The organism is Candidatus Magnetobacterium casense, from assembly GCF_019173545.1.
Taxonomy (GTDB): Bacteria; Nitrospirota; Thermodesulfovibrionia; order Thermodesulfovibrionales; family Magnetobacteriaceae; genus Magnetobacterium; species Magnetobacterium cryptolimnobacter.
Window position 1 is genome coordinate 1 of the sequence record NZ_JABXWD010000021.1, and the last position, 19,714, is coordinate 19,714.

Genomic DNA, 19,714 nt, shown 5'->3' on the forward strand with positions numbered 1-19,714 from the left:
ATTTGGATATGTAAGGAATAAGACATAGAATCATCGCAAAAAAAACTGTCATGGACGGTGAGGGGGAGTTTTGTGTCTTAACTCAATAAGATTTTCACGGTAAAGTTATTTGTACCAATCTCACGTTTTACGATTTTGAGGAGGGTTTCAGCTCTAAGGGGTTTTGGCAGATAATCTGCCGCCCCATGTTTGATGGACTCTATGGCATCTTCAATGGAGGCCAGGTCAGTGATAACAACAACCTTGGTTTTGGGTTTTATCTGTCGAAGCTCTTTGATGGTCTCAATGGCGTTGATACCTGGCATTGCGGCATCCATCAGGATGATGTCAAAGTCGTCCAGGGAGGTCTTGCTGATGGCCTCTTGTGCGCTTGCGGCATCGTCCGTGTAATAACCGGCAGCGGTCAGGATTTCAGTTATCCGGTTCCTGACATCAGGGTCGTTGTCTACAACAAGGAGCCTTTTCATTGCCCACCTACAGCAGGCAAGATTGTAGTGTTCGTTTGGCTGCTGCCATAAAACCCCAGATCGCAACAATGGCTGCCGTTTATAGACGCATCATGGGATTGCTTGATTTTTAGCCCCGAAAACCGCAGGGAAAGGCTTACTCTTGTTAAATAATTATTTATCTCCCGGGCTAAATGACATAATACACTTGTTGTACGATTAAAATTGGTTTCATCCTGCTTACCCTCACACCCCTTCACCACACCACACAGTTGAACAGCGCAAGGTATAATTTCACGTTTTTTGGTATTCAATAATCCATGTTTTCTTGCCTTCCCCGCATAATTATTTAATTACTAAAGTATATATAAAAATGTTAGCGTTTGTCAATAGGACGAATTGCCTGGGGTGCATAAATTTGTTGCCGGATTGGATTGCAGTAACGCTACATCCGGCAATTATGCCCCTATGTCGTTGCGGTAGAACATGCCGTCGAAGCTGATGCTTTTTACGTTTTCGTAGATGCTTTGACGCACTGAGCTGATGCTTGCCCCGGCGGCAGTAACCGCCAGGACCCTGCCGGAGGTTGTCACCACGTTGTTGCCGTCAAATGTCGTGCCGCTGTGAAATACGCACAGGTCTTCCTTTGCCTTTAAGGACTCAAGCCCGTTAACGACGACACCCTTGTTGAACCCCCCCGGATACCCCCCCGATGCAAGCACCAACGTCATAGACGCCCCCGGCCTCCAACGGACATCCAATCTTTTGAGCGATTCATCGTGTATGGCTATCATGATATCGAGCAGATCAGTCTCCAGACGCATCAACACTGCCTGTGCCTCGGGATCGCCAAGGCGACAGTTGAACTCCAGCACGTATGGCACGCCATCCTTGATCATCACCCCCGCATACAGTATTCCCTTGTATACCATACCCTCCTTGCGTAAGGCACCTAGCACGGGATATATCACCCTGTCCATCACGACCTGATGCATGGAGGCGTTGATAACGGATGCGGGTGTAATTGCCCCCATGCCGCCCGTATTTGGCCCCCGGTCACCGTCAAACGCACGCTTGTAGTCCTGCGCACTGACCATTGGTACCACGTAAGAGCCGTCGGTGAATACCATAAACGATGCCTCCTGACCCTCTATGCATTGCTCCACGATCACCCTGTCACCGGCCTCTCCAAATACCCTGTCCTTCATGATGAGCCTTATGGCATCAATGGCCTCATCCACCGACCAGGCTACGATAACTCCCTTGCCGGCAGCCAGACCGTCGGCCTTTATCACAACCGGCGTGCCCATGAGTTTGACGTACTCCTCGGCATGGAGGTAAGACGTAAAGACCTGATACTGCGCAGTGGGGATGCCATATCGCTTCATAAAGTCCTTGGCAAAGACCTTGCTGCCCTCAAGTCTGGCCGCCTGACTGGTGGGACCAATTATCTTGAGTCCATCCCTGGTAAAGGCATCCACGATGCCGGCAACCAACGGCACCTCGGGACCAACAATGGTGTAGTCTATCCACTCGTACCTGGCAAAGTCCACCAGCGCCTTGATGTCGTCAGCGTTTATGTTCACGCAACTGGCCGTTTCGGCTATTCCGGCATTGCCGGGACAACAATATATCCTGTCAACACGTCTGCACCTTGAAAGCGCCCACACAATGGCGTGCTCCCTGCCTCCACCACCTACCACAAGTATCTTCATAACCTTTGCACCTTGTCCTGTCCCCTGAACCGGGGTATCAATTCTTTTTAATCCCCTCCATGAGGACTATTCCGTATCTGTCATGCTGAAAGGGATGTATCTCGGGGTATTTCGAGTACAACCATCCCTTAAATATCTCTTTACCGGCCTCGATGACCCTGACGTTGACAGCCGGATTCTTTGTCTCGTTAGACATGGATGTTATCGTGAGGGCATCCATCTTAAAATCCGGCAGAAACTCCCCAACGTTCAGCTTTAAGCTGGAACCCTGTATGGTATACTCGGAGCCGAGCTTGATGTTGATAACCTGGCTCTTCTTGGCCTGCTTATCGCTGATCGACAGCTTGACCGATTCCCACTTACCCTTGACGCTGTCGGGAACGACTATTTCGGCAACATGCCGGGTCTCTCCGTCATCGCCCTTATGCGCATTTCCGGATGCGTGCTGCTCGCCGTCGGCCACATGCTCGTGCGGATCGTTGCCGGATGCGTGCTGATCGCCATCCGTATGGCCTGCATGACCATCCGGTGAGACCTCCGGTGCAGGGGGCGGAGTTACCTCTCTGGGCTTGTTTTTGCTTTCCATGAGTTGTTGTGGGCTAACGGGTATCTCCGGTTTGGGTTCCTCTCTCTTGGTGCATGAAACAACTATCAATATCCATAAAAACAACACTGCAACAACCAAAATACCACGCCCTTGTAACAATATCTTCATTCTATAATCCCTCTCTTAAAATTTTAATCATAAGTATCTTTTAAGGATACACTTATAGCGCATTTGTTGTCAATCTCTGTAAAGGCAGGCAAATGAGCCGAGAAGGTAATTCCGTACAGATTTTTTATGAGATAGCTTCGTGATGTTTAAAGATCAAGGATGCTCAGGATGGGGTCAAGGGGACTTCTTCGTGGCCGGGGCGGGTGCGACCCGCTGCGACAAGATTGCGCCTCGCCCCTCCCCTTGCAGGGGGTTCTGAAGGGGGCCAGGAGCGCATTGAGCCAGGGGGCGCTGCCCCCTCCTGGAGCGCCAAGAAGCGGAGCCGCCCCTTTCTTTTTTTTGATGTGAGAGAGCTTCTTGCCGTTGACAGGTATGTCTTTGTTATGCTTAACTATAAATATACGGGTTTTTATGACAGAGAGGCTGGAGAAATTCAAGAAAATAATGGCAGGGATAACCTCGCTGCCAATAGTCATAACGCAGATAGACCCTGACGCCATTGGTTCGGCAATGCTGCTGCGTTATATAGCCATTACCTTTGGCATACAGGTGGATATTTATTACTGCGGAAACTTTGGGCACCCCCAAAACCGTGTAATTTATACGCTGTACGATATGGGTTCAATACTTTTTCCCATCAGGGATATGCCCAAAGACGTGCAAACCTGTGCCCTGGTAGATTCCTCACAGATAAACGACGCACGCCTGCATGGGCGCATTATAGCCCCTATTATCATATTTGACCATCATGAGATAGACTCAAAAATTAAAGAAGATGAGGCCGAACAGCGTTTCATGTGGATAGACAGGGTCGGAGCGGCCACCACTTTGCTTGTAGAAATGGCCTTTGCGCTGAATATAAACTTTCCCAAGAACAGCCAGGAGGCTACCCTTGCCGTACTTGCCGTCTTCAGTGATACGAAGATGCTCTTAAATGCTACGGACAGAGATATCTCTGCTTACTCCAGGATGTTGGAATATGCAGACAAGGATATCTTTCGGCACTTCTTCAACTATCCCCTGCCTCAGCGATATTTTGAGTACTTCAAGGATGCCATCTGCGGATGGAAGATAAAAGAGGCCATACTGGTAACGAGCATCGGATTTATACCCTCCAAAGACGCCGACCAACTGGCAATCATAGCAGACAACCTCATCCGTATGACGGAGATACAACTGGCCGTTACGTGGGCTATAGTGGACAACTCATTTGTGAGGATATCGGCCAGGAGTACGGACCTGTCCCTGCCACTGAACGAGTTTCTGCGAGAGCGTTTCGGGCCAAACTGCGGTTCAAAGACGTCGGCACTGGGCATCGCAGAAGGTGGCGGACTTATAAAACTCCCCATCGATTTCTGGACGGGAGAAGAGGTCAGGGAAGAGCTCTTTGCGCTGGTCAAACGTAAGATGGAGTACCTGATACTTGAGTACTCGGAATCGCCGATACTGCATAAAGAAAAAGATGTCGAGGCATGTGAATGGATCACCAACAATAACCATGATCTTGTATAGCAGAACTTTCCCCGGTCTTTTCTTTTTTTAACAATGGACATTAATACATTTGATGCATCTTTCCATGAGGGCAGGAAGGGGTATCCCTTGTTTGTTTTTATGCACGGGCTTGGAATGGACAAGAACGTCTGGGTCTGTCCTGAGAGGTCGAAGGTGCTTGCCGGCAGTTATCCCGTTGATGTGATGCTCTGCAGACCACCACAGAGCAAGGAGGTCTCACCCAATGAGCCGGTTCCATTTATAACCACGGGGCAACACAACAGAGGTGAACTGAAGACCGTGTTTCACGACCTGATGGCCTTAGATATGCCCTGTCTGTGTTTTACCCTGCAACGCCCTGCCAACACGATATCCTACGCCATAAGCGACCTGCTCTGTGTGCTGGATTCCTGCAGGGACTATACACGCCACGGTATCGTTATCGTTGGCCACAGTCGGGGCGGGGTGATTGCCAGGAGGTTTGCCGAAAGCGTTGCAGAAGCGCCCGTGTTGGGTGTTGTCACCATATCGTCTCCTCACGGGGGGTCAATGCTCGCTAAGTGGGCAACCGTGTTGTCACGATTTACGTCGTTGGTTATGCCCTATCTCAATGAGGCAGAGAGGGGATCGTTTTTGAGCAAACTCAAACGAAGCTTCAGTTTTCTCAGCAGCAAGGCAGTTGATGAGATGTTGCCAGGCTCCGAACTCCTGCGCTGTCTTGCCACGCAGCCATCAAAGAAGTTCTTTATGCTGACAATTGGAACGACCAGGGCAGAGCTATTTTCCCTCTATAGGGTGCAGGTAACCCCATGCCACAATAACGGCAACAGGACGTTGACATACAAGAGGCTCTTGTCTTTCCCTGAGATACTGGCCACTCTGCTGCCTGACGGCCTTGTCCCGGAGGAGATAACAGACGGTCTTGGCGATGGCATCGTCAGCGAACGAAGCTCACGCCTACCCTACGCAGACAGACACCTCGTCTATCCCCTGAATCACGTAGAGGTACTCTTTGACGAAACGGTGAGGGCGGACATCCTCATGGAACTAAGACACCAGGGATTTATCTGAAGCCCCGAAAAAAAACATTCCTTGTTTGATTGTGGCGCTACCAAAATTTTATGCACCGCCAAAAACTCTTCTTGACTTTTAAGTGCAACACAGGTAAAATACTTTTATTTAAGGAGGGAGCACTTGGAACAGTCACATGCGTTGATAGAGATACCGGGAGTACCGGGCTATGTAACTTACTCATGGTTGGCAATGGCTATATTAATAACGGTGGCGGTATTAGTAAAGGGATCGATGCAATTGGTACCACGGGGTCTGCAAAACGTCATAGAAACTATCATAGAGGCCCTCTACGGCTTCTGCAAAGACAACCTCGACCATTGGGCTAAACCCTTATTCCCGCTCATAAGTACCCTGGGACTGTACATCCTCGTATGCAATCTCATGGGACTCATCCCCGGATTTGAGGCCCCTACGGCCAATATAAACACTACCGCCTCATGTGCATTGCCGGTCTTTCTGGCCACTCACTACTACGGCCTGAGGGTACATAAGCTGGCGTACATCAACCAGTTCCTCGGACCAATGCGCACCATATACGCACTGCCCCTGATGATCATGATGTTCCTGATCGAAGTGATCGGACATATCGCCAGACCGGTGACCCTGACTATCAGGCTCTTTGGCAACATGGTATCAAAGCACATAATCTTGTCAGTTCTGGGGGTGCTTGCCCCGGCCATTGTCCCAATCATCTTTCTCGGCCTGGGAACTCTGGTCAGTATAATACAGGCTTTTGTCTTTGTCTTGCTTGCAACCCTGTATTTGTCGGGCGCCGTGAGCGAGGCACATTAGACGTGTCTGTTAAATTAAAAATATCAGATGTTGATGATATAAATCTTAAAAGGAGGTTAAAGATGAAAAAGCTCTCAGTATTTATGCTTGCATTGATGATGGTGCTTGTTTTCTCACCCCTTGCATTTGCGGCAGAGGGTGATTCAACGGCAAATGTGCAGGCAATGGCGGCTATCGGAGCCGGATTGGCCATCGGCATTGCGGCCCTGGGCACCGGCATCGGACAGGGTATCGGACTGAGTAAGGCCTGCGAGGGCGTTGCCAGAAACCCTGGGGCATCAGGTAAGGTCATGGTTATCCTGATCATTGGACTGGGTATGATAGAGTCCCTTTGTCTGTATGCGTTCTTGCTGTCGCTGGGTCTGTTGAAAAACCAGAACCTGTTCTTCTAAACGCTATGGGAATTGAAGTAAAACGAATTGTTGTTGGTTCACTGGAGGTAAACTGTTACCTCCTCATAGACGAACAGAGCAGGGAGGCTGTTGTCATAGACCCCGGTGATGAACCGGACAGGATACTCAGCTTCGTGGAAGAAGGAATCGGTGGCAGCGGTGGCAGCGGTGGCAGCAGCATAGCCCTCAAGAGGATCGTGTGTACCCATACGCACTTTGACCACATCGGTGCTGTGCCGGAGTTGAAAGAGGCCACAAAGGCAGAGCTTATCTTCCATGCGGCTGAGACCACCACGTATGAGTCATCCAGGGATATGGCGGCCTTCTGGGGGTTTTCGATCGATCACCTGCCGCGCCCTGACAGATACGTGGCAGAGGGTGATGTCATTAAACTTGGCGACATACCTCTTGAGGTCATGCACACGCCCGGCCATACGCCTGGCAGTATATGCCTGTACATCAAGGGGTTGCTCATAAGCGGGGATACACTGTTTTCTGGCTCGGTTGGCAGGACTGACCTGCCAGGAGGCAGCCTCACTGATCTGAAAAGCTCGTTCCGACGCCTCATGAAACTCCCCCCACTTACGCAGGTACTACCAGGACATGGCCCACACTCCACCATCGCCGATGAATTGAAGTACAACTTCTTTAAGGACCAGCTATAAAAGATATGGTATCTTCTTTATATTTCACGGTAAAAGAAAGAAGGAGGGCGGTTTACGGCAGGGGTGCCTCACCCCCTCCGCCCCCTCCTCAGACCTCCCCCGCAAGGGGGCCAGCCCCCTTGACCCCATTTTACCATGCTTTTTTAAGAGGACACAAACAATGGGACAGGTGATGGAAGGCCACAGCTTGGCCAGTGAAATCAGAACCAGAGTAAAACAGCGAGTTGACAGCCTCAAGGAGGCCGGCATAGAGGTTGGGTTGGGACTGATGATCGTTGGTGACAACCCCGCCTCGGTGCAGTACCTCCAGGCCACCGTAAACGTCGCACAGAGCGTACACATCAACACCTATCAATACAGAATGCCTGCCTCCGTATCGTTGAACGAAGTCCTGAACACCATCTTTGATATCAACCGCGACGAGCGAATCAATGGCCTTTTGGTGCTCTTTCCGCTCAATAACAGGATCAATCCCAGGAGGGTTGTAAACGCCATCCTGCCGGAAAAAGACGTAGACGGCCTTGGTTCGGTTTCCGTCGGTAGACTGGCCGCCGAGGAGTCCACGTTTCAGATATTTGCACACGACTTCTCCAGGGCAGCCACAGAGAAACAGTTCCTACCACAACAGGCGGATTACCTGCCCTGCACTCCGTCGGGATTTTTGCCGTGTACACCTTTTGGCGTAATACGGCTGCTTGAGTACTACGGTGTGCAGTTGCGTGGGAAAAACGCCGTGGTCATTGGCAAGAGTCTTGCCGTTGGTAAGCCGCTGGCCATGATGCTCCTTGCAAAGGAGGCAACCGTCTCCGTCTGTCACAAGGGCACGGCAGACCTCGGAGCCTACCTGCGCAATGCCGACATCGTCTGTTCTGCAACCGGCGTCAGTGGCCTTATCAGAGGCGATATGATCAAGGACGGCGCCGTGGTTGTTGACATCGGTATCAACGTCCTCAAGGACGGCAGGATTGTCGGTGATGTTGCCTTTGAGGAAGTCTTGCAGAGAGCCTCGCTGGTGACCCCGGTGCCGGGAGGGGTTGGGCCGGTTACGATTGCCACGCTTCTTGAAAACACCACTCGCTCTGCTCAGAGTAATGCCCTCCTGAATAGCCCGCTGATTATGCAACCTTGATATACATAGAAAAATATCTTCTTTATATTTCATGGTAGAAAAAGAAAGAAAGGGGCGGCTCCGCTTCTTGTCGCTCCAGGTCGCACCTGGCCCCCTTCAGAACCCCCCGCAAGGGGACCAGTCCCCTTGACCCCATTTTACCATGCTTTTTTAAGAGGATACGTTTTTTTTATTTAAAGACCCACAGCTTATATCCTGCGAAATTCCATAGTAATCCCGCTGCCGTTCCACACAACGCCCCGATGTTGACCATCACTTGGGGATGGATGCTCGTGTAGCCACCCCCCACGGTGGCCACAATCGTTGCCACGGTGACGTTTAAGCCCATGCCTGCCGCACTGACAACGATAAACTGCATGAATTTTTTCCTGCCCTCTCCGGTTGACCGATCCTCAAAAGTCCAGCGTTTGTTGAAGTGGTAACTGAAAAACACGGCAACCATAAAAGACACGCCCTTCTGCAGGGCAAAAGGCGCTCCCTGCCTGCTCTCCGTGAGCAACGTTTCGATGTTGAGGACAACGAGGTCAACGAGTGTGTTCAGCACCCCGATGAGTGCAAACCGCAAAAATTGCTTAACCGGCAGTCGCCCGAAATCAAACCGCATCAGACGTCGAGTTCAAAGGCCATCGTAATAGCCTCAACCATACTGTTGCACCCTGCAATACCCTTCCATGCGATGTCAAATGCGGTGCCGTGGTCGGGGGACGTTCGCACAAAGGGCAGTCCGATGGTTATGTTGACGCCCGTGTCAAAGGCGATCATTTTCAATGGTATCAGGCCCTGGTCGTGGTACATGCACACGATGATGTCAAGCTCGCCCTTGTACGCCCTGTGAAAGACGGTATCTGGGGGGTAGGGGCCGGTAACGGGGATGCCCTCTGCCTGTGCCTGCCTGATTGCCGGCAGGATGTCTCTGTCTTCCTCGCTGCCCAGGATGCCGGCCTCACCGGCGTGGGGATTGACTCCGGCCACCGCAATCCTAGGAGCGGGCAGCCCAAACATCCTGGCCGCCTTGGAGGCCAGTCGGATCGTCTTTAAGACCCGCTGTGTGGTTATAAGCGTGGGGACGTCCTTGAGCGGCACGTGGATCGTCACGAGTATCACCCGCAATGGTCCCCCGCAGAGCATCATCGCATACTCCGTGGTAGAGGTCAGGTGCGCCAGCAGTTCCGTATGACCGCTGAAGTCAACGCCCGCCAGCTTCAATGCCTCCTTGGATATCGGAGCCGTAACCAGCGCATGGGCATCCCCGCTTAGTATCATATCCACGGCCCTTTTGATGCAGGCAGCGCTCGCCCTGCCACCCTGTGCCGTTGGCGCCGATACAACGTTTGCCTCAAGCGTGTTGGTAGAGAGCACGTTTACAACATCCGCACGGAAGTCCGCCTCGTTGGTCGAGCTGATGTCGTTGATGTTACGTTTCAGGCCGATTAGCTCCAGCGCCTTCCGTACAATGCCCGTGTCGCCTACGAACACGAGTTGTCGGTCTGCAAGTTGCGTATACGCCTTAAGCGCCACCTCCGGGCCAACCCCGCCAGGGTCGCCTAACGTCACAATAACAATCTTATTTCTAATCATTGACTAAGAGAGAAAAGGGAGGCGGCTCCGCCCCTCCCTCAGACCCACCCTGCAAGGGGGCCAGCCCCCTTGACCCCATCTTGACCTCCTCTATATTTGTGGGACACGAGTTGAGCAGGTCTTTAGTCTTGTCAATGCAGTAGGCTCGGTTTGGTACAGGTACAGATGTTTCCTCGTACAGAGCCGAGATGAATTCCGCCCTTTCCTCGGTTGTGATACTTTTTAGTACCACCGACAAGCCTGCCAAGAACCGTGCAGATATTTTCTTGGTATCACTTTTTTTCCTTGCGTTACTGCATATGTCTTTGGCTTCGTCAGGTTTTAGCAAAACTGTAAACTCACTGGGAATCTCTAAATCAGCTAACCTCATGGTTCCAATAAGGCTCAGGATACTGTCCTTGTCGGTCTCACGAGAGAAAACCTTTTCTTTGACTAACGCCCATATCTCTTGATTGCTGTACATTGCAGGTTTTTCACCTTCAGGGAGAGACATCCACAAGCTCAAGAGAAAGAAATCGATTGCCCTTAACGTTGCCTCATCGGCAAGCTTGATGATATGGTCAGCGTTCTTATCGAGTTCCCGGGCATAGTAATTACATAAGTCAGGCCTGTTTATGTAATAGAAGCTAAACATAAAATGAGCTAATTCAAGCAGTTTATCTTTAGAATTCTTGTTGTCCGCATTAACTTGCAGATACTTATCAAGGTCTATAATTTTCTGGTAATCGATATCTATATCAAAGTCCCATTCTATTACTTTTTTCTCTTTATTAAAATGGCTTAAAAATATACCGACATTCTGTATGTCTGAGGTTGAGAATAAAGAAGCTAATCTTTGTTTGTCAAAACCCCGCAATTCCTGTGCTATATTATTAACTGTAAGGTGTTCATTTTTTGCTATCCTGAGATTGTCTATGAGGAGGTTCAAAGATTTAAGTGTAACATCAGTGCTACATAGTCGCTTTTTTAATAGATACGGGTTTGAAGATAATTGTTTTACAGCATCGTTTCGATATTTTTTAAACATGTGTTCATTGTCGATACCACTGTTCTTATTAGGTCTTGAAAATGTATGGTTCGTAAAAGCATTGAACCAGATGTCATAATTATCAAAGTTGATTCCTTTCTCTTTTATATATTTTGTTGTTAGTTGGCATTTTTCTTTCAGAAAAAGTTTTATAACAGCCAATGTATCAGCATTCCTGTGTTTTTCTACCTCTAACTTGAGATTATCCCAACCTATGCCTTCAATAAAAGCTATAGCATTGCCATCAGATAGATTGTTTAATTTTAGGAAGGTACGAAATATATAAAAAACGTTTTTTTTAAGTTCTGTTTGGGAGTTAAATAGATTATATCCTAATGCTGTAAAATTAAGAGAATGACAAAATCTATCTACAACTGTTTCGTTTATCCCAAATGTTAATAGAAAGTTTAAAAAAGTTTCAATCTGAGGCAGTGCAGCTTTTTCTGTTAGAGCATTAAAGTCCAGAGCTTCACAAAATTTATTAATTTCCATGTTATCGACATTTGCTTTTTTTAAGCCTTTTAAGAAGAAGACAACACGAAGCATGGATATATCATATATGATGTCAATGTTAACGTTTTTCTTAAACAAATCTAACATCCCATCGGTTGACACTAACTTTAAAATCAAGTTATCCTCTTTATTTATTCCTAATTTCTTAAATACATTAAAATAGTTCGACGCTATCTGTAAGTAATCCCATACACATTCATATGTATAACTATTAATATCCAAAAAGCGTGAATCTTTGCTTTCCAACGTTCTTTCCTTCTCAGCAGCCCTTAAAAGATACTTGGCTGGAGTTGAATGAAAATACTGTATATAATGATGATTATTATTATAGTCAATATCTTCAATCCAGGCATTCTTTTTTATGTCTTCAATAAGATCGGGATCTCTGCCTATCCATCCTGAAACAACAGGGATTTCAAATTGAGATAATGCTGCTATTTTTAAGAGAACATCTCTGCCATTGGCACTAGCTTCGGACAAATATCGCTTATATATATCCTCTAATACTGTGTCTTCGTTAATATCGCTTAAACATTTGAATTGTTTTGTTGTTTTTGACTTGTCATATTCAAACACCGCAATATAAAAATTCAATATATGTATGTCACCCTCACAACGATTCACAATAACATTTATATCACCAATTTCTTCTTCTGAGGCTAATCTTTTCCCTATAATCTCTTTAATAGAATCAGAGGTATATTTTATTTTAACTATATATTCTTCCAACACTTTAAAGTAGTTTTCAGTATCTGAGTCTGGATCAACAAGATCGGGAGCAATATCTCGTGAGATCAACAATAGTTTCGCTTCACTCACTTGTTCCCACCGATATAACAGGTTATTTACTTTTCCAGCCATCAGATGACAGTCATCAATGATAAACAAGACATCTTTTCTATCATGATTCTTAATTTCGTTAAAAATATCGTCTACTTTATCGGTTACAGAATCACGACCATAAAGGTAGAACACTCTATTAAAGGTACCCTCTTTCAATAGCTTAAGCCCTATGTAACAGGCAATGGCCGATTTTCCACTACCAGGTTTACCTGTAATTAAACTACGACCGTATTTAGCTAAATTATCTATTATCTTTACAATATACTCTATATTTTCATAGAAAATACCTACATCAAAAAGCCTTCGTGTCTCCTTAACGCTCTTTGTATTAGAATAACGTAAGTCTTTAAATATAGTAAGTTCTGTTATATAGCTACGTATTTCTTTGTCAAACCACTCTTTAAATGATTCACGCTCTATAAATGTTAAAGTTGGCGGTTTTTCTTTACTCTTCCTTGCAACATACTCATACAGACGTTCTTTAACGAACGACGTACATTTAGTTGATCCAATTGCATATCCTTCTTCGTCCAGGAATTTTTCGAGTTTAGTTCTATTGTCATTTATTACTGCATTTTCACCTCCAGCATTTCTCCAGTAACAATTATTAACCCAGTTATCTATTTTTTCTCCATAATCTGGTAGTATGTTTTTGAGCATTCTGATTAATTCAACGGATTTTTTACTCTTCGAGCGCTCTTCACCCTTCTCTTCCTTCAAAATCTCTAAACTTTCATGCACGTCACGAACTGTTACAACCTTAAAAGTTACTTTTTCTTTAGTTTCATCGCTTACTTTTATTTGTTTCTCAACAAGCAAATTCTCACTTTTTGATGCAATATCGCTCATATACCATATTTTGTCTCCCTTTTTGACCTGTACAAGCTCCACGACTTCCTCGTCCCCGTCTTGCCAGATTAGAGTGATATCGTCAATCTGCTCTAAATTAATGCGTATGAGGTCACGTCTGTTAAGCATATCTATAAAATGTGAAACAGCAACATGGTGCTGATAGGAAAAACCTTCCTGGGCCTCTATCCCGCCAGTATTAGGTGTCAAGCCCTTATACGATACTTGCTCTGTCATCTACCCCCCTCTATGTATATGTGCCCTAAGTGCCACCTCCGGGCCAACCCCGCCAGGGTCACCTAACGTCACAAGAATAATATTATCTTTCATCGGTAGCACTCCATTCAAACGTGGTCATGTTGCTGCCGCATAGTAACAATGCCATATTATAAAGGGATAAAAGTGGCCATGGCAACCACGGTTGATTGTGGTGCTATCATTTCAATTGTATAGCTGAACTATTACCATTTTTTTATTGCCCTTTGAGGTAGCTCCACAGTTCACCCACAGAGGTAGATTCCCTTAGTAGTGCCTTAAATGCCTGTATTTGCTCAACGCTTTCAAGGGTTCTGACACTGTCCATGAGTGCGGTTGACTCATCTGCGTGCTTGATCTCAAGGATCACTTCTATCCCCTCAAGCAGCCCCTTACGCTCGCCCTCTATCAGTCCTTCCCTCCTGCCTTCGAGCTTGCCTTCGTCAAAGGAATTTTCACGCGCACCCCTCTCATCCTGTAATCTCATCTGCCAATATTCATACACCTCAATTTCTTTCTTGCTCCAGGTACCCTCATTTGCTATCTCATAGGCCTCCTTTATTTCCACGAAATCAGCACTCTTAGGCACCATCTCCAGCGAGTACGCATTCTTTATGAAATATACCCACTTCTCTACTATGCTCTCTACCTCAGCCTCTGTCTTTGTGAATTTGGGTAGCTCTATAAAAGTGAATTCAAAGTCTTTCAACTCCTGTTTAAGCGTATCTGTGTTTAGTATTAAATGCCTTGTTAAATAATTACCGCCATTGAATATCTTAAAATCCACGATACCTATATATATCACCTGATGCAGTACAGGATAGTCATCTCCCTTACCTAACTGAGCAATATATGCCTTACTCGTATAATAAAGCACCCGTTTTTCAAATCCCTTTTGCTTTTGTATCTGTATCTCCACTATAAACGTTACGCCGCTTTTGTCTACCGCCTTGATATCCAGTATAGTTTCTTTCAGGCCTTCCATCTTGGGCATCTGATAGGGATTCAATATCTCTATGCCACCGATCTCTCTGTCCCCACGGAGGTCCAGCACGGCGTTTAAAAAAGATATCAGTATCTCTTTCTTGTTTTCGTTGCCAAATATCTTTTTAAAAGCTATATCACTTTTTACGTCAACAAATCTCATACGTTTATTTTAACACACCTTGAATATTTTGTGCGTTAAAATCAGGTAGCGCTCACATGATTAAAGGAGGGATTTTGCCCAGGCTCAATAAAGCCATTTCTTTATCTCTATTGAGTACACACCAGGGGATACCTCATAGCTTTTTATAAGTGCCAGTTTATCTCTGTCCGGAAAGTTGTCCTCTGGCATGATGTCTACCTTGATGTTGCTGGTGCCCTTTGCGATCTTGCCTTTTATGCGGGCATAGATGCCCTTCCCGGACAATGTTACAGACTCCGCCGTCAATTGGGAATTCTTCAGGACAAATAGACCGTTTATGGCTTCAAAGTATTTCAGTGGCAGGTATATACCGTGATTGTATATGTCGTTAAAGGCAAAGTCCATGATCTTAAATGACAACTCCCCCGTGTCCTTGTAAAAGGTGAAATCCCCCGACAAGGTACCATGCCCTTTTAAAGAGAACTTCTTCAGGTAATTAATCCCGGACAGCTCTATGTCATACATATTGCCAGTTATGTCTGCGAGGCCATCTTTTATGGTCCCGCTGCCCTTTATGTGACCACCACTTAAGCCGGCGTTAAAAGATACCTTCACGGTATTAAAGGGCAAAAAAACAGGATTGACCCTTACCGTGCAGTCTTGCAGTACAAGGATGTCGCTGTTTTTTAGCAGTATCAACCTGATCTCTTTTATTTTGACGGCAAACAAGCCATCCTTTCTGAACCCGTTTACCTCCAGGACAAGAGGTCTCTCCACGGACGTCTTTAGCCAGTTAACGATGAGTTCATCCGGGATGGCAATTGTCCAGATGCCAAAGAGTATGGCAGCGAGTGTCACCGAAACAATTGCAATGCCAATAAATACCTTTGCAGTGAGTGTCATGTGTTCAGCTCGCTTCATTTCCGTGCCTCGGACGCCTCACTGACGTATGATACATCCACGGTGACGTCAAATTTCGTGGGGTCGGAGAAACCTTTTTTCATGTTCAACCTCCTTATAAAAAGCCCTGTTGAGCCATGCTCCATTTTATACAGAACGTTTACCAGTTCATTGAGACTTACACCGTTTATCTTAAGCTCGGCATTTTCCTCCCTGAACTCCATAAACGCACGCTGCGCCTGCAGGGCAATGGTTGAACGCTTTTCCTTAAGCCCCAGCGAAGACATGACCTCGCCAATGCCCTGCAACAGTCCACCGGTGCCAAGGCGCCTCCTGAGGGTGCCCTGCTCGCCCCTGAGACGTTCGTACTCGCTCAACAGGGCGTTGTACTGCAGGATGTTGTCCTCTGTCCGCTTGAGCACGGACGCCTTTTGGTGCAAGACGTTAAGGGCAAATATCAACAGCAGCAGCAGAAATACCACGGCAGATAGCACAACCACATTGCCCTTGAAATACTTACCCCCAAAGAGAGATGACTTCCATCTTCCCGTCATTGCCCCTGCCCCTCCGTATGCAGATCTTCCGAAGTACCGACGTGTATGCTGAAGACAACCTTGGGGGCAGCGACCCCTGGCTCAATGTTGTCGGTGGCAGTCTTGGTCTGCATAACGCTCACCTGCGAAAATTTCACTGCAAGTTTGCCCTTGTACTGGTCAACTTCGGATATCCTCAGGGCCTCCCCCTTGAGTACCATCCCCTGAGATGACATGTCAACTTCGGTCAGCACAACACCGGAAAAACCAACGGAAGACAACACAGACAGATTTTGCAGCGGCGATATGCTTTCAAAAAAAGCCCTCTCTGCTTTGGCCTCCTTTACTTTGGCCTTGAGCTGATACAACGGGTCAACTACCCTGGCGTCATCGACAAACGCCCTCTTGTACGAAGTCTGCATATATGATTTTAACGTTTCAACGCGCTTGTTTACCAGATATATCTTGTAGCCCGTGTGCGATGCCACAAGAACAATAAGAACCGCCATCAGAAACAGCACTATCCGCACCCCTCTCTGTGTCCTGACAACGTCCTTTGTGTATGCCAGCTCCCCCCGTGCCAGGTTCATCAGGGGGAGGTTCAACTCCTCCTGGCACATGTCCAGGCGCACACCCTCCGACAACCCAATATCATCATACAGGGAGTCAACCGAGAATTTGTTGATCTTGTACCTAAGCTCCAGCGATGTCACCACCTTAGGCTCAAGCCCCAGCGCCTTCAACTCCGAAAGACACCCCTGTAAAATCGCCTTGTCTATGTACACAACCAACACCTGAAACCTCTGACCACTGCCCTGTTGCCCCAGCACGATGCAGTCTGCTACGCAGGCATCATAGCTGCCACGGATAAGCCCCTCTATGGCGTAGGGCAGGGTCTCAAGTATCTTGTCCTTTTCCGAAAAGGGCATCTCTATGATCCTGTAATTGAGGCTGTCTGCCCGTAAGCAGAGATAAGTGGTCAGTGTCCTGTCATTGAAACGCTCCTTGAGTTCCTTGGGGCAATCACCTTCCCTCTGTAGGGTTATCGTCTGTTGGTGCGTGTATACCGATGCCTTGCGTCTGAATATATCCACGACAAGGATTGAGCCGGGGGTCGCTGACCCCGTGGTGTCTGCACCGAGGCTGATAAATGCCGCCGTCATTGTTTTTAAAACTCCTTCCAGTACAGGATTGTTTCCTTGCTGCCCCCGATGATGGCCGTGGCCACGACATCCTTGACGATGTTGGCATTGGATGCCTCAGAGGTGATTGAGAAGGTGTCGCTCTTGACCTCGATTCTGCCAATCAGGGTCTTGCCGACGTGTTGCATCCCGGGGACGTTTTGTATGTCGGAGGTGATCGAAAACGGCGTCTTTTTGCGAAACTCCACGACGGCTGAGGCGAGGTTTTCGTCGATGTCCTCTGACAGACAGTACAGCACGGGTGGTTCTGCCGTGTTGATGTTTATCAGGCCGTCGCCATGGACGGTGATGTAGGGCAGGAGCTTTTTGTACACATCGGGGGTGAGTTTTTTGATCTGCCGCAGTTCGTCGGTGCTGAAGAGGTTTGCGTTTTTGGTGTCCTGTTCGGCGGGGGCAGCGCCCCCCGGCTCAATGTTTGTGTATCGTTCTTCCGTGTCGGGGTCTATCCAGTCTGCGACGTAGTAGGCGATGTCCTGGTTGATGTCAAGGCGTTTGAGCAGGCGCTTGAAGCAGGTCAGGGCAAACTCGTTTGTCTTTCCGTTTTGGCTGATCAGCGTGTTGACATTGAACCTGGCGTTTTCGTCCGTTACGCTGATAACGAGGTTGTCATTGCCCTCTGTGGCGGCGTCATAGGCGGAGGCAATCGGGCCAACGGGGAGCGTGGTGGCATTGAAAGTGGTATATTTAACGGTTCTTATATAGTCCTGGAGGTATTTTATCGCCAGCTCGACACCGGAGGATGCCAGCAGGGAAAGCCTCTGTCCGTCACGATAGTTGTAGAGCAGGTTGGTGCCCACGTAGACGCTGTAGGCAAACTCCACGATTATCGTCAGCAGCAGGGTCAGCACCAGCAGCGTCAGGATAACAATGGTGCCCTGGGACTGTCTCAGTGGTTGCGTTAATGCAGAGATGACTAAAACCTCCTGGTTATTCTGGGATAAAAGGTTTCGGACAGGGTCAGAGGGGCATCCCTGAGATATATGGTAAGCGTGGTCCGGATGTATGTTGGCATCCTGGCAGTGATGACCGTATCCCATGTCTTAACGGCGACCTTGGGGGCGAGCCGCCCCTGGCTCAATAGGGTCAGCGCCCCTGGCTCAATGTTTGCGGCACTGTCGTCAAAGACCTCCACCGTAAAGTCCCGTATGTTATCGACGACCTCGACCTTGACAGGGGGTATGTTTGCCCCTGAGGGTTGGACGCTTTTGTACAGAGCGAGTTTTTTATTTTTTTGCTCTTCGACGTAATAAGCCACGTGTTTATAGCTCGTCCCCGCCCCGGCAAACGTCGTCATGTATATGCCCGATGTCTGTCGTGCACGGGTGTCACGGTCGATTACCCTAAACCGTCCCATGTCCTTGTTGGTTGAGTAAAATGACGATTCGACTTCTTTTCGCATTGTCTCAAAGAGTTCCCTGCTCTCCTGGAGTTTCCACATGTAATCGTCCATGCCGCTTATTGCCCGTTCTGACAAAAAATATGTGTTATAGAGAGCCAGCGATATCACCGAAAACAGACATACTGCCACCAAGACTTCAACGAGGGTAAAACCTCTCATTGTTTCTTGTAAAATGTCCTTAAAACTACATGTTCCTTTTCTTTCTTCACGATTATCTCCACCACCAGAACATCGGGCACGGGGCTGTCATGACTTCTCAGCTCAAAGGCATAATCGTTAAAAGGCACAGGGAACCTGCCACTATCCTCTGTCACGTTTAACCTCAACGATTGAGATAGCTTCTCCCTTGCCAGCAGAGATGCCACCGTTATCACCTCATGTCGCTGCACAACGGACAGATTGTAGTTTAACGTATGAATCAGCGTAACTAATACGCCACCTAAGATCGCAATAGCTATTAGTACCTCCAGCAGGGTGAAGCCATCTTTCCTCATTCATTAAAAAGCTGCTAAACTACCTGCTACACCCCCCCCAATTGACTGAACGTAATCAGCACCCTTTCAGTCCCCTTGATGTTAAACGAACTCTACCGACAGACGGTTGAGATAGTCTGTCAGTTCCGCTACGACAGTCTTTATCCTACCCGAATCCTTCAAAGCGGCAGCCGTTTCCAGTGCCTGCCCTAGCTGTGACAGGGCCTCCATGCCAAACCCCTCGGACATCTTCTTCATTCCACCACCAAGCATCTTGATAGAGTCATAGTCGCCTTTGCCAATAGAACCGAGTACCTCTGATACATCCCTGCGTCTTTTTTCAAGGAACGTGCCCACCTGTTTTTGAAACTTGGCCTCTACGCTTACAACAATCTTCTCTGCCTCTGTAGTCATTTACATACCTCCCAAAAAATATATTTCAAAATATTCATATCAACATTAAGGTAAATATTATAACCAAAGGGGTCAAGTTAAAACAACAGAAAAAAATGGTATCCTCTAAAAAAAGCATGGTAAAAGGTTTCACAGGAAGGGGTCAAGGGGACTGGTCCCCTTGCAGGGGGGTCTGAGGGGGGG

Annotated in this window: 20 protein-coding genes; 6 read left to right on the top strand and 14 right to left on the bottom strand. The window is 47.7% G+C overall.

Annotated elements, in window-relative coordinates; genetic code table 11:
* Positions 1 to 77: 77 nt before the first annotated feature.
* From HWQ67_RS02220 to HWQ67_RS02230, 3 genes are all read right to left on the bottom strand, one after another.
* A complete protein-coding gene (locus HWQ67_RS02220) occupies positions 78 to 467 on the bottom strand; it encodes a response regulator (protein ID WP_218251010.1) in 390 nt (129 codons plus the stop codon).
* A gap of 437 nt (positions 468 to 904) precedes the next feature.
* Complete coding sequence (gene purD / locus HWQ67_RS02225) at positions 905 to 2,161, bottom strand: phosphoribosylamine--glycine ligase (protein ID WP_218251011.1); 1,257 nt, start codon at positions 2,159 to 2,161, stop codon at positions 905 to 907.
* 37 nt (positions 2,162 to 2,198) lie between these two features.
* Entirely contained in the window at positions 2,199 to 2,876 is a 678-nt protein-coding gene (locus HWQ67_RS02230; protein ID WP_218251012.1) for a DUF2155 domain-containing protein, read from the bottom strand.
* Positions 2,877 to 3,320: 444 nt separating this feature from the next.
* Between HWQ67_RS02230 and HWQ67_RS02235 the strand changes: the two genes are divergently transcribed.
* The 6 genes from HWQ67_RS02235 (at position 3,321) to HWQ67_RS02260 (ending at position 8,419) form a co-directional block, all read left to right on the top strand.
* The gene (locus tag HWQ67_RS02235; RefSeq protein ID WP_218251013.1) at positions 3,321 to 4,388 is read left to right on the top strand and encodes a DHH family phosphoesterase; all 1,068 of its coding nucleotides are present in this window, start codon (positions 3,321 to 3,323) and stop codon (positions 4,386 to 4,388) included.
* 87 nt (positions 4,389 to 4,475) lie between these two features.
* Positions 4,476 to 5,438 (top strand): esterase/lipase family protein, encoded by a 963-nt coding sequence (locus HWQ67_RS02240; protein WP_218251014.1) that lies wholly within the window; start codon positions 4,476 to 4,478, stop codon positions 5,436 to 5,438.
* Between the two features lie 123 nt (positions 5,439 to 5,561).
* The gene (atpB, locus tag HWQ67_RS02245; RefSeq protein WP_218251015.1) at positions 5,562 to 6,233 is read left to right on the top strand and encodes a F0F1 ATP synthase subunit A; all 672 of its coding nucleotides are present in this window, start codon (positions 5,562 to 5,564) and stop codon (positions 6,231 to 6,233) included.
* A 62-nt stretch (positions 6,234 to 6,295) separates the two neighbouring features.
* Entirely contained in the window at positions 6,296 to 6,625 is a 330-nt protein-coding gene (atpE, locus tag HWQ67_RS02250; RefSeq protein WP_320414400.1) for an ATP synthase F0 subunit C, read from the top strand.
* A gap of 5 nt (positions 6,626 to 6,630) precedes the next feature.
* Positions 6,631 to 7,290 (top strand): MBL fold metallo-hydrolase, encoded by a 660-nt coding sequence (locus HWQ67_RS02255; protein WP_218251016.1) that lies wholly within the window; start codon positions 6,631 to 6,633, stop codon positions 7,288 to 7,290.
* 160 nt (positions 7,291 to 7,450) lie between these two features.
* A complete protein-coding gene (locus HWQ67_RS02260; protein ID WP_218251017.1) occupies positions 7,451 to 8,419 on the top strand; it encodes a bifunctional 5,10-methylenetetrahydrofolate dehydrogenase/5,10-methenyltetrahydrofolate cyclohydrolase in 969 nt (322 codons plus the stop codon).
* A 169-nt stretch (positions 8,420 to 8,588) separates the two neighbouring features.
* Here the strand turns inward: HWQ67_RS02260 and HWQ67_RS02265 are convergent, their stop codons facing one another.
* The 11 genes from HWQ67_RS02265 to HWQ67_RS02315 form a co-directional block, all read right to left on the bottom strand.
* The gene (locus HWQ67_RS02265; RefSeq protein WP_218251018.1) at positions 8,589 to 9,023 is read right to left on the bottom strand and encodes a GtrA family protein; all 435 of its coding nucleotides are present in this window, start codon (positions 9,021 to 9,023) and stop codon (positions 8,589 to 8,591) included.
* On the bottom strand, positions 9,023 to 9,973 hold the full coding sequence (pdxA, locus tag HWQ67_RS02270; protein ID WP_218251019.1) for a 4-hydroxythreonine-4-phosphate dehydrogenase PdxA: 951 nt from the start codon (positions 9,971 to 9,973) through the stop codon (positions 9,023 to 9,025). The genes HWQ67_RS02265 and pdxA overlap by 1 nt, the downstream gene beginning before the upstream one ends.
* A gap of 16 nt (positions 9,974 to 9,989) precedes the next feature.
* Complete coding sequence (locus HWQ67_RS02275; RefSeq protein WP_218251020.1) at positions 9,990 to 13,466, bottom strand: dsDNA nuclease domain-containing protein; 3,477 nt, start codon at positions 13,464 to 13,466, stop codon at positions 9,990 to 9,992.
* Positions 13,467 to 13,701: 235 nt separating this feature from the next.
* Positions 13,702 to 14,631, bottom strand: a complete 930-nt coding sequence (locus HWQ67_RS02280; protein WP_218251021.1) for an Rpn family recombination-promoting nuclease/putative transposase — start codon at positions 14,629 to 14,631, stop codon at positions 13,702 to 13,704.
* 84 nt (positions 14,632 to 14,715) lie between these two features.
* Entirely contained in the window at positions 14,716 to 15,531 is an 816-nt protein-coding gene (gene gspN, locus HWQ67_RS02285; protein ID WP_218251022.1) for a type II secretion system protein GspN, read from the bottom strand.
* On the bottom strand, positions 15,528 to 16,064 hold the full coding sequence (locus tag HWQ67_RS02290; RefSeq protein WP_218251023.1) for a hypothetical protein: 537 nt from the start codon (positions 16,062 to 16,064) through the stop codon (positions 15,528 to 15,530). Before HWQ67_RS02290 ends, gspN begins: the two co-directional genes overlap by 4 nt.
* Positions 16,061 to 17,206 (bottom strand): hypothetical protein, encoded by a 1,146-nt coding sequence (locus HWQ67_RS02295; protein WP_218251024.1) that lies wholly within the window; start codon positions 17,204 to 17,206, stop codon positions 16,061 to 16,063. Before HWQ67_RS02295 ends, HWQ67_RS02290 begins: the two co-directional genes overlap by 4 nt.
* Positions 17,207 to 17,211: 5 nt before the next feature.
* A complete protein-coding gene (gspK, locus tag HWQ67_RS02300) occupies positions 17,212 to 18,249 on the bottom strand; it encodes a type II secretion system minor pseudopilin GspK (RefSeq protein WP_320414404.1) in 1,038 nt (345 codons plus the stop codon).
* Positions 18,159 to 18,803 (bottom strand): PulJ/GspJ family protein, encoded by a 645-nt coding sequence (locus HWQ67_RS02305; protein ID WP_218251026.1) that lies wholly within the window; start codon positions 18,801 to 18,803, stop codon positions 18,159 to 18,161. The genes gspK and HWQ67_RS02305 overlap by 91 nt, the downstream gene beginning before the upstream one ends.
* Positions 18,800 to 19,138, bottom strand: coding sequence for a type IV pilus modification PilV family protein (locus HWQ67_RS02310; protein WP_218251027.1), 339 nt, complete (start codon positions 19,136 to 19,138; stop codon positions 18,800 to 18,802). The genes HWQ67_RS02305 and HWQ67_RS02310 overlap by 4 nt, the downstream gene beginning before the upstream one ends.
* Positions 19,139 to 19,219: 81 nt before the next feature.
* On the bottom strand, positions 19,220 to 19,531 hold the full coding sequence (locus HWQ67_RS02315) for a hypothetical protein (RefSeq protein WP_218251028.1): 312 nt from the start codon (positions 19,529 to 19,531) through the stop codon (positions 19,220 to 19,222).
* Positions 19,532 to 19,714 lie beyond the last annotated feature (183 nt).